Source organism: Mucilaginibacter galii (genome assembly GCF_014635825.1).
GTDB lineage: Bacteria > Bacteroidota > Bacteroidia > Sphingobacteriales > Sphingobacteriaceae > Mucilaginibacter > Mucilaginibacter galii.
Genome location: NZ_BMDO01000009.1, coordinates 227,273 through 240,979, shown reverse-complemented (window position 1 = coordinate 240,979; position 13,707 = coordinate 227,273). Strand labels below are relative to the sequence as shown.

Genomic DNA, 13,707 nt, shown 5'->3' with positions numbered 1-13,707 from the left:
ACCACGACTACATTTAAGCCGACATTGTTTAACCGGATTAAACTAAGCTTGGATTAACACCCAAGTTGGGCGATTAAGAATATAGCTTAAATCAATCCCGTATGGTAAATCAAGTTCGTGTTCACTTCAATGGGTTTGAGTTAACACACAAATGCCTGTCCATAAAACAACATATTAATTAAATTAGGCGAGTCTTGATCAATGGCAAAAGAAGGACATTGAAAAGCAGTAAATTTGTTTCGCCTCAAAATCCAATTGTTTTCATGCCTTAATTTAGGGTAGTGTTTCAGTTTAAAAATTAAGATGTTTATACATTATAGACTATAAAATTTAGATCATGGATTTTTCTGAAAGTACGCAGTTGATACAAAGTAACGGAAAGGAATTTACCGTAACCCTATTAGAAGCCAAGCAACCATTATGCGTAGGTATTTTTGCAGCAGGGCGTGGCGGAAGCCCGGTTAGACATCTTCCGCTATTAAGGGCTTTGGCGCAGCAGGGATGCACTATCATTGCCCCTCATTTTGAACTGCTGATACCATTAACGGCTTCAAAAGAGGAACTGGATGCCCGCATTGAAATGCTTGAAATTGTTTTGAGGCTATATTCACATGCGCATATACCCATGGTAGGTATAGGGCACTCTATAGGAGGCACATTGTTGCTCGTGCTTGCTGGAGGAAAGGCGTTAACGTCTTCGGGGCACCAACTTGGTATCCATTCAATTTGGAAGTTTGAACGGCTTGCTCTTTTGGCACCACCGGTTGATTTTTTCATGCACCCTGGCGCATTACAAACAGTGGATACGCAAATCTATCTGCGTAACGGTGGTAAGGATACTGTTACTTCGCCTTCTAAAGCATTACTGTTGAAACAAATATTTGAAAAGCAAGGCCAGGTAGAATTTATTTTGGATGAGGAAGCCGGGCATTTTAGTTATATGGATGAACTGCCGCCTCAAATCGAGGATACGCAACCCGATCGAAAGGTCTTCTTGGAAAATTTAGCCATGGATATAGCTCAATATATTACCTCTTAATTAAAGCGGCATGTTAACTGTGTGAAATAAGCAAAGTTAACCGAGACACCACCTGATTTTAGCTGTTTACGTGGCCGCATACTTTGCTACATTTGCATACCATGAACCGTATAGATCGCATTTCGGCCATACTTATTCAGCTGCAATCGCGCAGGGTGGTAAAGGCGCAGGCTATTGCCGAGCGGTTTGGTATAAGTTTGCGCACCGTATACCGCGACATGAGTACTTTGGAAGAAGCCGGTGTACCTATTATAGGGGAAGCCGGTGTGGGCTACTCCCTGGCCGATGGTTACCGGTTGCCGCCTATTGCGTTTACCCTTGATGAAGCCACTGCCTTTATTACCGCCGGAAAATTAGTGGAAACGTTAACCGACGAGGTGAACGGGAGTAATTACCAATCGGCCATGTACAAGGTGCGGGCGGTACTGCGCAACGCCGAAAAAGATTACGTGGCAGAACTGGACAGCCGCATTGAAGTGCTTAAAGCCAGGCGGCCGCCACACATGCAGGAGGGACTGAACCCGCTGCAACTGATACTGAAAGCCATTGCCGAAAAAAGGGTGATATGCCTCGATTACTTTTCTTATTACCGCCAGCAGCATACCCAGCGTTGCGTAGAACCGGTTGGCGTGTTTTACTTAGATAATTACTGGCACCTGATTGCCTGGTGCAGGGAGAAAAAAGATTATCGCGATTTTCGGTTCGACCGGATGCTGAACGCCGAGATTACCCATGAAGTGGTCGCTACAACGCATCCATCGTTAAAAGATTACCTGGCAGGTATATATAAAGAAAGGAACCTGCTTAAGATCATCTTATTAGTAGAAAAAGAAGCCTCGCGGCATTTGGGCGAGCAGAAATTTTACCATGGCTATATTGGCGAAACCGAGAAAGATGGGCAGGTAGAAATGGAGTTCTTAACCCTGTCGCTCGAAGGTTTTGCCCGCTGGTACATGATGTTTGGCGATTGTGCCCAGATTGTAGAACCTGATGTATTGCGTGAACGGGTAAAGGCGATAGCCGAAAGCCTATTATCGAAAATTTAATTTTTCCTGCTGACATAGGGCTGTCACTAGCCCGTGGTTTATTTGTATTCAACAAACAAATACAACCATGAACATCATCGAATTATTAGTAAAAGAATTGGACAGCGAAACGGCTATTACCCGCAAAATGCTGAGTTGCGTAAGTGACGAAGATTTTGACTGGCAGCCCCACCCTAAAAGTATGACGGTACGCCGCCTTGCTACCCACCTGGCCGACCTGGGCAACTGGTTTGGCATGACCCTAAACACCAGCGAACTGGATTTTGAGACCACCGATTGGAAAGAAGAGGTAATTAACGATACGCCCGCTTTGCTCAACTACTTTGAAAAAAGTGCTGCTAACGGCCGTACACAGCTGCAACAAGCTACCGAACCGCAACTGCAGGAAACCTGGACTTTGCGCAGTGGCGCTCATGTATTAAGCCACACCACCAAGTACGAAATGATCAGGATCATTATAGGGCAAATGATACATCACCGGGCGCAATTGGGGGTGTTTTTACGATTGCTCAACATCGCCATCCCCGGTACCTACGGGCCAAGCGCCGACGAAATGCCTGCCGAGCCGGTTACACATTAGGCGCCATATGAGGATGCTGTGTGTGCTTGTGTTAGAGCGCATACAGCATCTTATTTTGCGTAAGTTTAAAAAGTTTTTACGTAACTAAAACCTGCTATGCCGTTATTATAAGTCGGCATCAGCAGTGAAACTTTCTTATCGTCTTTCGCATTTTTATTGCGGAACAGGGTGTTTCGTATATAAGGATAGATTAAATATGCTGCTTTGGTAGATAAAATACCGAAGCCTGCGCCGGCTATAATGTCGCTAAACCAGTGGTCGTTATTGTAAACCCGCAATATGGCGGTTGCCGTAGCAAATGAGTAAGCATATACCCCATACCAAGGCGACACCTCACCGTACTCTTGCGCCATGAACTCAGCGGCGGCAAAAGCTGTACTGGCATGCCCCGATGGGAATGACTTATCATCAAAACTATTAGGCCGTTGACGGTTAGCTGCACTTTTTATAACGTTAACTGCACCGTACCTGATAGCCTGCGACAGGGCATATAAAATGGTACGGTCAATAAAACGGTTTTTACCCGCAACCCCTGCAATATTTAAAGCATATACGGTAGCTACCGGCACAAACTGAAAGTAGTCGTCAACCTTCGTTTTAAAATTGGGGTGATCGTCACGCATGTCATTATACACATGATAGTCTATATCGCGTATGGGTTTTACACCCAACGATAATAAACCATACCCTACAAAAACCGCCGGAGGGATGAATGAAGTGAACTTACTTTCCAGGTGTTTCACCGTATCGGGCACTTCTAAAATATGCTCGGCAGAGTCTGTTCTGATACTATCTTTTACCTGTGCATTCAGCTTGTTCTGGCCTGCAAATATTAAGCATATCAATAAGGTAACTGCGTATCTCAAAGTAGTAAGTTTTGTATATGATTAAATTTATGTAAAGTATTTAGCAAGATAATAATTTCACAAACGGAAATATGTTTTACCAAAGCAAAATATTTTTGTGATTTGCGCTAAGGTGTTCGCCTAAATATAAAACTGCATTTTAATGAAGATTTTATGAAGTTTTTTGAAGAAGTTTGAGGTTTATTGAGGCGTTTTTTCGTTCATAAACCAAATAGCAGGCTTGTCAAACAATACTTAGGATATGAGATTAGTGTGGTTCTTAGGCGTTTTTTTAGGCTTTGTTTTACAAGTTAATGCCCAAAACAAAACAGGGGTAACCGGCAAGCCGGATACCTCTTATACCACTTACTCGGCCTATAAGAGTACGCTTAAAAAGTACCCTAACATCACCATAGTGCCCGAGCAACCATCGGCCCTGGTTAAAGAAAACCGCAATTTGGTATACTGTACCATCGGGAACCGCGACCTGCATATCGACGCGTTTATTCCCTTGAAAAAGCCTCGTAAAGCCAAACCGGGTATATTAATTATTCATGGCGGAGGATGGCGTAGCGGTAGCCGTACGCAGCACATTCCGCTGGCACAAAGGCTCGCTCAGGCAGGATATGCAGCTTTTACAGTAGAGTATCGCCTGTCTACCGAAGCTCTATACCCCGCTGCCATTCAAGATGTTAAGACCGCTCTTAGATGGATGCGTGCCAATGCTAAACAGTTCAATATCAACCCTGAAAAGATTGCGGTACTGGGTTTTTCGGCAGGTGGTGAGTTGGCCGCATTAGCAGGCGCCACGTCCCAAAACAGCATTTTTGAAGCGGGCGATTGCTCGAGAAATTACACAAGCGCCGTACAAGCCGTGGTTGATATAGATGGCACCTTGTCATTCGTGCACCCCGAGTCAGGCGAGGGCGATGACAGCAAATCTACTTCCGCTGCTTCATATTGGTTCGGTTACAGCAAAAAAGATAACCTTCCGTTGTGGGAACAAGCATCTCCATTAACGTACGCTAAAGAGAACAAGGCTCCCTTCCTTTTTATCAATAGTTCTGTAGACCGCATGCACGCCGGCCGCAACGATTTTCAAAGGATCTCGAAAGAAAATAACGTTTATACAGAGGTTCATATCTTCGAAGATTCTCCGCATTCCTTTTGCCTGTTCAGCCCATGGTTCGAGCCAACTGTTGGCTACATTACAAACTTTCTGCATAAAGTTTTTAAGCAGTAATAGCGGCTATTTACAGGTTGTAATAACTGTTTATCAGGTACATATTTCCTTAATAGCAGTATGTTGTTTTCCTTAGTTAGATAGCCTTACAGCCGGTTTTACGTACTCTTTCAATCGATTTCAGCTTTGCAATCGTTTCCGGGAACGATTGCCCACATTTTATCCAAGGTATGCTTCATTTTATTAGGCTTAGTGGGTATACTTGTTCAGAAATAGAATTTTAGCCGACCACCAATACGCTTAATTCAAATACCAATTATAACGTTTTAACAGCATTCATCACTAAATGGCTCTTGCCTTTTTAAGGGATAGATTATTGTTCAAACAACCAAATTATTTAAACCAATTAATCTGAAAAATGAATAAAGTTTTACTTTCATTTATCGCATGGCTATTGCTATGCGGATCCGTTTTTGCGCAAACCCGATCCATAACGGGCAAGGTAACTTCGAGTACCGGCGACCCGCTTGTTGGAGTTAGTGTAGGCGTTAAAGGTACCTCAATAGGCGGGAGTACAGATGTTAACGGAGGCTTTAAACTTAACATACCTGCTACTGGTACGGTGGTTATAACCGTTAGGTATATCGGCTTCAAAACACAGGAGGTTACTGTGGGCAACCAAACCCAGTTCAGCATTACCCTACAGGACGATGCCGCCACGCAGCTTGCCGAGGTGCAGGTAGTGAACATTGGCTACGGCACGGTATCGCGTAATGCGCTTACCGGGTCGGTTTCCTCAGTGAATGCCAAGCAGTTAAAGGATATCCCGGTTAACTCCACTTCCGAAGCGCTGGCCGGCCGTTTGGCAGGGGTGCAAATCACACAATCCGAAGGTTCTCCTAACACACAGGCCACCATTCGCGTACGCGGCGGTGCATCCATTTCTTTAGAAAGTACGCCTTTATATGTGGTAGATGGGGTTCAGGTAGAAAACGCACTGAATGTTATAGCTCCGCAGGATATTGAAAGTATCGATGTATTGAAAGATGCTTCTTCCACTGCTATTTATGGTGCGCGTGGTAGTAATGGTGTGGTATTAATTACCACCAAGGGGGGCCGCGTACAAAAGCCATCGGTTACTTATAATGGTTTAGTGGGTATAAGAAAGCTGCGTAATAAACTTGATGTGATGAGCCCTTATGACTTTGTGAAATACCAGTACGAAAGAGCTTTATTGAACGGTACCACCGAGTTAAATACCTTTACAGGTCAGTATGGGTTTTACGGCGATTTGGAATTATACAAAGATGCCCCTTTTGTTGACTGGCAAGACCAAATGTTTGGCCGCAATGCCTTAATGCAAACGCACAACATTAGTTTATCGGGCGGTACCGAAACTACCAAGTACAACCTTAGTGTATCTTCTAACGGTGAAGAGGGAATTCAGTTGGGTTCGGAGTTTGACCGTAAGATCGTAAACTTCAGGTTCGATCAAAAAATTACCGACCGCCTCTCTGCCGGGGCAACTATACGTTATAACACAACCCAGGTTTCAGGTGCAGGTACTTCCGATCCGGGTTCATCTTCAACCAACAGGTTACGCCAGGCAGTTCGCTACAGGCCTTTATTAAGTGCCGGGCAAGACTTACTTGATTATGACCCTGATTATGCCGCACAAACCAACGGTAATAGCTTGGCATTGGTAAACCCCATTTTGTTGAACGACGCCGAGTATCGCCGCAATTACAGTAACGTAGTTAACCTCAGCGGTAACATTAATTATAATTTTAGTAAAGTCTTATCGTTCAGAACCACTTTTGGTTACGATTATACCAATACCCGGGCCGATGCCTTTAATGATTTAATTACCAGCATTGCACGTCAAAACGCAAATTTACCCACAGCTTCTATTGGTACTACCACACGCAGGCAGCTTAACAACTCCAACGTGTTTACCCTTAACATGGATAAATCGGGTTCAAGGTTTAGTAAGCGTAATAGCCTTAATATTATTATCGGCCATGAGGTTTTTGATGATTTAACAAAAGGCTATAACATTGAAAGCCGCTATTTTCCTGCCGGTATTACAGCCCAGCGTGCGTTAGGTAACTTCTCTCTTGGTGCAATACCTGCAGGCTCGGTTGGCTTAACACAGCCATTGCCCACATCAAGCGAGCAAACTAACCGCATATTATCTTTCTTTAGCCGTGTTAACTATAGCTTTGATAACAAGTACTTGTTAACAGCATCCATACGTGGCGACGGATCTTCAAAATTTGCGGAAGGCCGTAAATGGGGTTACTTTCCGGCCGCATCAGCCGCATGGAGAATTTCGAGCGAGAAGTTTTTTGAAAATCTAAAATCTACGTTCGATGATGTTAAGTTTCGCGTAAACTACGGCCAGTCGGCCAATAACCGGGTGCCAAATTTCTTGTATCTGCAGCAATTTGTAGCCAGCGGCAATGGTAGCACCTACAGTGTGGGCGATCAGTTGGTTGTTGGTTTTGTGCCGCCTGCATTGGGAAACAACCAGCTTACCTGGGAAACGCTGACATCACGTGGTTTAGGCTTAGATTTCAGCGTATTTAAAAACCGTTTACAGGTAAGTGCCGATTTTTACAATAACAGGGTAGATAACCTTTTGGTTGCCGTTCCCCAAACAGTAGCTTCGGGTTACAGCGAGCAGTTCCAAAATTCAGGATCCATCTCTAATAAAGGCGTGGAACTGCAATTGAACGCAACACCAATTGTGAGCAAAAATTTCAACTGGACCGTTAACTTCAATATTTCATACAATAAAAATAAGGTTGAAAGCATAGGTCCGGGTGTTACTTCTCAGTTACGTTCATCGGGCTGGGCCGGAAGCAACCAACCATCTGATTTTATTTTAAAGGTTGGCCAGCCGGTTGGTACCATCTGGGGTTTGGTTAACGATGGATACTATCAAGTAGACGACTTTAATTTTGCCAATGGAGTTTATACTTTAAAACCCACAGTGGCAAACAGCAGTACGGTATCTACCACACCACAACCGGGCACTATAAAATATAAAGATATTAATGGTGACGGCGTTGTTGACGATAAAGACCGTACCATTATTGGTGACACTCAGCCTAAGTTTTTTGGCGGTATCAACCAGCAATTTACATATGGCAACTTCGATATGAGCATATTTCTGAACTACCAGTTGGGTAATGATGTATTAAATGCCAATAAACTGGAATTCAGCAGCGGTTACACGCCTAATGCTAACCTCATCACCGAAATGAACGGCCGTTTTCGCAATGTTGATGACAACGGTGTACGGGTAACCGACCCAACCGCATTAGCCGCTTTAAATGCCAACGCCACCATATGGTCGCCATTGCTTAATGCGAATTCATTTTACGTGAACTCTTACGCGGTAGAAAATGGTTCGTTCCTGCGTATCAATAACATCACTTTAGGGTATACCTTCCCGGCATCTTTGCTAAAACGTGTTAAGGTAAACCGCCTGAGGATATATGGTACCGTGAACAACCTGGCTGTAATTTCAAGCTATTCAGGTTACGATCCTGAAGTAAATACCCGCCGTAGTTCACCGGTAACCCCGGGTGTTGATTACTCTGCGTATCCACGCAGCCGTGCCTTCATCTTTGGCGTAAACTTAACTTTATAATAAAGCATTAATATATAAGAAAATGATAACTCAAAAAATCATTAAATATACAGCAGGCGTACTTATGCTGGCCGCTATGGCAGCATCTTTTACATCTTGTAAAAAGTATCTCGATTTAGACCCGATATCTTCTTTCGGGCCCGAATATGTGTTTAACAGCACTGCCAATGCCGAAAAGTCGGTTATAGGCGCCTATGCACAATTAGGGGGCGATCAGGGCTATGGCATACGCATAAGTATGTATTACCCATTGGATAACGATGAAATGATGGGCCAGGGCGGCGGCGATCCGCTAACGGGCGATAATGAGCGCCGCGATATTGCTCACTATTTCGTAAAACCAAGTAATACGCAGCTTTTAGGCCCGTTTTCGCAGCTATACAGGGGAATTGAGTTTGCTAACCTTGCCATATATTATATCCCCAAAATGGATCTTTATACCGGAGGTAGCGAAGCTGATAAAGCGGCTTTAAAACGGTATCATGGTGAGGCATTAGCATTACGTGCCCAGTTTTATTACGAACTCATCAGGAACTGGGGCGATGTGCCTTCACAATACAATCCATCGGCTTTTGAAACAGACCTGTTTAAGCCAAAGGCTGACCGAGATAGTATCTATGACCATATTTTGGGCGATTTAGCCGTAGCCGAAACCATGGTACCTTGGCGTACCGAGATCACTTCTTACACTTCTGAAAGGTTTACGCAGGGAGCTATAAGGGCACTAAGAGCACGTATTGCGCTGGCACGTGGTGGTTTTTCTTTAAGGTCTAACGGCCAAATGCGCCGTGATGAGGCTAACTATAAAAAATATTACCAGATAGCGCGCGACGAATGTAATGCTATTATGCAGCGCACCGGCGATCATAGGCTTAACCCAAGCTATCAATCTGTTTGGAAAGATTATGTTTGCAAGCATATAGCCGAACCTAATGGTGAAATATTGTGGGAAGTAGGCATGTCTGGCGGTGGTAGTAACGTTGGTGACAGTAAACTTGGGTATTACAATGGACCGCGTTACAACGGTTTAGGTAATGCTGCCCTAACAGTTTTGCCTACCTATTTTTACTCGTTTAACCAAAGCGATACCCGCCGCGAAGTAATGTGTGCCCCCTATAACATTAATGTAGGCCCGCTGTTGGTGGGTACAACCTTGCAAAGTATTTTTGATGGCAAGTTTAGGAGAGACTGGACCAACTCATTAACATCCGAAGCACAATACTTTGGTACCAACTGGCCGGTTTTACGTTACTCGGATGTACTGCTGATGTTTGCCGAAGCTGAGAACGAATTGAATAACGGCCCAAGCGCAGCCGCCATTACTGCTTACGAGCAGGTACGCCGCCGGGCTTTTGGTAATGCTGCTATAGGAGTTACCCCAACTAATCAAGCCGATTTCTTTACGGCCATAGTAAACGAGCGCGCCTGGGAATTGGGTGGAGAGGGTATCCGCAAATATGACCTCATCAGGTGGAATTTGCTTAAAACTAAGTTGGATGAAACTAAAGCACGTTTAAAGGCAATTTATACCGCTTCGGCGCCCAACCAATACATTTATCAGGGGCCTGATTACTCGCAGGTACCCTATCCAACTGCGGCTAACAGTGTTACCGATTATAGCAATTTACCGGTTACCATGTATTATGTTAACGGCACGGCATCGGCTCCACTACTTTACGCAAACTCTTTGTACGCACCTTCACCTGCTGCAGCCCCTGCAGGCACAACCAGTGTATCGTGGGCGTCGCGTGCTGTTGAGGCAAGCAATCCTTTATATACTACGATAGGCAGGTTCCTGGCTTATGGTTTCACGCCAAATAAAAGCGAGTTGCTGCCATTCCCTCAAACGCAAATTGATGTAAACCCTAACCTGAAACAAAACCCGGGTTATTAATCAACTAAAAGATAACATGAAGATCATGAAAAAATATATGATATGGCTTGCAGCGCCGCTTTTGTGCGCACTGATGCTGGCCTCATGCAAAAAAAATAATGATATAGGCACACTGCAACCCTCAAGGGCGTTTGTGCCTACTACTATTGTCACCACGCCAACCGGGGCATCGGTAAAAATTGATTGGAAAGCTTCACTTTTTTCTACAGGTACCGGCGTAACTTACACGGTAGATTTGTCGCGTAATCAAAACTTCAGCACTATAGATTATACCAAAACTACCGATGCAGTAACCCTGACTTTGACCGACGAGCAGTTACTGGTAGGCCAGCCATACTATGTCCGCATTAAAGCCAATGCTACCGCTACCACACCCGGCTCTAACGGTTACGTGGTAACTACATCGAGCTTTACTATGCCTGGGGTTTTGCAATCTGTTGCTAATGCCGATCTTTCTTCAAAAACGGTATTGCTGAAATGGCTGACTGCGCCCGATGTTACCAAAATTACAATCACCCCAACAGGCGGAACGGCGTTTGATGTAGTTTTAACTCCGGGCGATGTTACTGCGAAATCGAAGCTTATAACAGGCCTAACACCCAATACAGCCTACAGAGCCGATATTTATGCAGGTACGCGGGTTAAAGGTTTTACCACATTTACAACACCGCTATACAATCGTGAAATTACCACTGCAGATAACTTAATTGATGTGATTAACGCTGCAGCCAATAATGATGTTATAGGTTTAGCCGATGGCACTTATGAAATTAAAGATGCAACTGCAACTGTTGTAAATCTTACAATACTGCAAAAAAGCATCACGTTGCAAGGTAAATCCGGCGATCCGGCAAAGGTGAGAATTAAGTTCAAGCAAATTGATTTGAAAGGTACCGGTGCTGGTTTTGGTGCACGAAGTATCACTTTTGAGGGTACCGACGGCGTTGTGGTAGCAACACCTGGCGGCACTTCTACAGGCCCGGCCCCTTATTTCCTTAACCTAATTGGTGCCGGCTCCGATGGTGAAAACTCAACCTTTGCTAACATCAATATAGATGGTTGCGTTGTGTATAACGTGCTTAACGCCCTTTTACGTGGTAACAGAAGTACAAATGTTAACGGCTTTGTAATAGGTAATATCAACATCAATAATTCTGTTGTTTACAATGTAAATGCACCTGCATCAGCTAGTTTTAATACCATAGAATTAAGCAGAGTGCAGTTTGCTCAACTGAATATTACTAATTCTACTTTCTATGAGTTTGGCCGTGCTTTAGTGGTAGCCAATACTTTATTAAATTCAGGAACACCAGTTCCGGTGGTTAAAATAGATAAATGCACCTTTAACTCATTCGGTGGTAACAATATGTTTGTACTGGTTGATGCCAACACCAACTTCCTTAATGTGACTGCCACCAATAACATCATAGGAAATATTCCTAAGGTAACCGCAACAGGCGCTCAAGGTTTATTAAGAGGAACAGGCCCTGGTAGCACATTTACTTTTACCAATAATAATTTATTTAACGCGGTTACAACCACGGGGGCTGTATTGCCGGTAAATACCAGCGCCACTTCGGTCAATGCAACGGCTAACACTGCTGTTGCACTTAGCTGGACAGCTGCCACAACCGACTTTACGCTACCTGCAGGCTCACCTTTACGTACGGCCAGCACAACAGGCGGCGCTATAGGAGATCCGCGCTGGGCTAAATAAGCGGCAATTATTTTTATATTTAACACAAAAAGACCGCTTGCGGTCTTTTTGTGTTTGAAACCTGTACCTCACATTTGTTCAAATATGAAGCACTGTATCTATACAAGCCTGTTATTAGCCTTTACCGCTTCTGCTTTTGCCCAAAAAAATCAGAAAGCACCCGCCAACCCGCTCAATAATTACGTATCCAAGGTTTGGGTAGCCGATCAGGGCAACGGTACTTACAAAAATCCAATTTTAAATGCCGACTACTCTGACCCGGATGCCATACGGGTGGGCGATGATTTTTATTTGATTTCATCGAGCTTTGAAGATATCCCCGGCTTGCCGGTACTGCATTCTAAAGACCTGGTGAACTGGCAAATCATCAGCCATGCTTTGTTAAAACAACCGCCTTTCGAACATTTTGATGTGCCACGCCATGGCGATGGTGTATGGGCACCGGCCATCCGTTATTATAATAACGAATTCTACATTTACTACCCTGACCCTGACTATGGTATTTACCTGGTTAGGGCTAAAAACCCGTCCGGGCCATGGAGCAAGCCGGTCATGGTTATGGAGGGTAAAGGAATTATAGACCCTTGTCCGCTGCTGGACGATGATGGTAGTATGTACCTGGTGCATGGTTTTGCCGGTAGCCGCGCCGGTATCAAAAGCATCATAGCTGTTAATAAATTGAATAAGGAAGGCACCAAGGTTACCGACGATGGCGTAATTGTATACGACGGACACGAAACCGACGCCACCATTGAAGGGCCTAAGTTTTATAAGCGTAATGGGTACTACTATATATTTGCACCAGCCGGTGGGGTACCTACGGGCTGGCAGTTGGTGTTGCGTTCAAAAGGTGTTTATGGGCCTTATGAGCGTAAGGTAGTGATGGATCAGGGCAAAAGCACTACCAACGGACCGCACCAGGGTGCCTGGGTAAACACGCAAACGGGAGAAGACTGGTTTTTGCATTTTCAGGATAAGGAAGCTTACGGGCGGGTGGTGCATTTACAGCCCATGGTTTGGAAAGACAACTGGCCGGTAATTGGTGTCGATAAGGATGGCGATGGTAAAGGCGAGCCGGTATCAACCTACAAAAAACCTAATGTAGGCAAAAGCTATCCCAAAGTAACACCTGCCGAAAGCGATGAATTTAACAGTAGCACCTTAGGCTTGCAGTGGCAATGGATGGCTAACGCAAAAGCCACCTGGATGTTCATGAACCCAGCTAAAGGTGCGCTAAGACTTTACAGCCATAAGTGGCCCGATGGTGCCAAAAACCTTTGGCAGGTGCCTAATGTGCTGCTGCAAAAGGTTCCGGCCGATGAGTTTACGGTGACCACTAAGCTGACTTTTACGCCTAATTTAAAGCTGGAAAATGAAAAGGCTGGTTTAACCATTATGGGTTTTAGTTATGCAAACGTTGCCGTTAAAAGTAAAAAGGATGGCGTTTACCTGGTGTATACTTTATGCAAGGATGCCGAAAAAGGAAAAGCTGAAGAAGAGCAAGTTATTACCAAGCTATCATCGTTAACGGTTTACCTCCGTGTTAAAGTAAGCAACGGTGGCAAATGCCAGTTTAGCTACAGCACCGATGGTAGCAGTTATACCAATGCAGGCAATACGTTTACGGCGGAAGTTGGGCGCTGGAAAGGCGCTAAAGTGGGCTTGTTTTGCACTCGTGAAAGCCAGATCAATGATTCGGGTTATGCCGATGTAGACTGGTTCAGGGTTACTCCAAATGAGTAATG

9 protein-coding genes are annotated in these 13,707 nt (G+C 44.5%); 8 read left to right on the top strand and 1 reads right to left on the bottom strand.

What is annotated here, in order from left to right; translation table 11 throughout:
* The first annotated feature begins 337 nt into the window (after window positions 1-337).
* From IEV61_RS16125 to IEV61_RS16115, 3 genes are all read left to right on the top strand, one after another.
* Window positions 338-1,039, top strand: coding sequence for an alpha/beta hydrolase (locus tag IEV61_RS16125; protein WP_188418068.1), 702 nt, complete (start codon window positions 338-340; stop codon window positions 1,037-1,039).
* 101 nt (window positions 1,040-1,140) lie between these two features.
* Entirely contained in the window at window positions 1,141-2,085 is a 945-nt protein-coding gene (locus IEV61_RS16120) for a helix-turn-helix transcriptional regulator (protein ID WP_188418067.1), read from the top strand.
* A 67-nt stretch (window positions 2,086-2,152) separates the two neighbouring features.
* Complete coding sequence (locus IEV61_RS16115; protein ID WP_188418066.1) at window positions 2,153-2,665, top strand: DinB family protein; 513 nt, start codon at window positions 2,153-2,155, stop codon at window positions 2,663-2,665.
* 65 nt (window positions 2,666-2,730) lie between these two features.
* Here the strand turns inward: IEV61_RS16115 and IEV61_RS16110 are convergent, their stop codons facing one another.
* Complete coding sequence (locus IEV61_RS16110) at window positions 2,731-3,531, bottom strand: phosphatase PAP2 family protein (protein ID WP_188418065.1); 801 nt, start codon at window positions 3,529-3,531, stop codon at window positions 2,731-2,733.
* 241 nt (window positions 3,532-3,772) lie between these two features.
* Between IEV61_RS16110 and IEV61_RS16105 the strand changes: the two genes are divergently transcribed.
* From IEV61_RS16105 to IEV61_RS16085, 5 genes are all read left to right on the top strand, one after another.
* The gene (locus IEV61_RS16105; protein ID WP_188418064.1) at window positions 3,773-4,753 is read left to right on the top strand and encodes an alpha/beta hydrolase; all 981 of its coding nucleotides are present in this window, start codon (window positions 3,773-3,775) and stop codon (window positions 4,751-4,753) included.
* Window positions 4,754-5,111: 358 nt separating this feature from the next.
* Complete coding sequence (locus tag IEV61_RS16100; RefSeq protein ID WP_188418063.1) at window positions 5,112-8,351, top strand: SusC/RagA family TonB-linked outer membrane protein; 3,240 nt, start codon at window positions 5,112-5,114, stop codon at window positions 8,349-8,351.
* A 22-nt stretch (window positions 8,352-8,373) separates the two neighbouring features.
* On the top strand, window positions 8,374-10,245 hold the full coding sequence (locus IEV61_RS16095; RefSeq protein WP_229747174.1) for a RagB/SusD family nutrient uptake outer membrane protein: 1,872 nt from the start codon (window positions 8,374-8,376) through the stop codon (window positions 10,243-10,245).
* Window positions 10,246-10,270: 25 nt separating this feature from the next.
* Complete coding sequence (locus IEV61_RS16090; protein WP_188418062.1) at window positions 10,271-11,962, top strand: DUF5123 domain-containing protein; 1,692 nt, start codon at window positions 10,271-10,273, stop codon at window positions 11,960-11,962.
* Between the two features lie 84 nt (window positions 11,963-12,046).
* Complete coding sequence (locus tag IEV61_RS16085; RefSeq protein ID WP_188418061.1) at window positions 12,047-13,705, top strand: glycoside hydrolase family 43 protein; 1,659 nt, start codon at window positions 12,047-12,049, stop codon at window positions 13,703-13,705.
* Window positions 13,706-13,707: the final 2 nt, after the last annotated feature.

Coding starts and splice junctions, on each gene's coding strand:
- IEV61_RS16125 (WP_188418068.1), top strand. CDS start 338: ATGGATTTTTCTGAAAGTACGCAGTTGATACAAAGTAACGGAAAGGAA.
- IEV61_RS16120 (WP_188418067.1), top strand. CDS start 1,141: ATGAACCGTATAGATCGCATTTCGGCCATACTTATTCAGCTGCAATCG.
- IEV61_RS16115 (WP_188418066.1), top strand. CDS start 2,153: ATGAACATCATCGAATTATTAGTAAAAGAATTGGACAGCGAAACGGCT.
- IEV61_RS16105 (WP_188418064.1), top strand. CDS start 3,773: ATGAGATTAGTGTGGTTCTTAGGCGTTTTTTTAGGCTTTGTTTTACAA.
- IEV61_RS16100 (WP_188418063.1), top strand. CDS start 5,112: ATGAATAAAGTTTTACTTTCATTTATCGCATGGCTATTGCTATGCGGA.
- IEV61_RS16095 (WP_229747174.1), top strand. CDS start 8,374: ATGATAACTCAAAAAATCATTAAATATACAGCAGGCGTACTTATGCTG.
- IEV61_RS16090 (WP_188418062.1), top strand. CDS start 10,271: ATGAAAAAATATATGATATGGCTTGCAGCGCCGCTTTTGTGCGCACTG.
- IEV61_RS16085 (WP_188418061.1), top strand. CDS start 12,047: ATGAAGCACTGTATCTATACAAGCCTGTTATTAGCCTTTACCGCTTCT.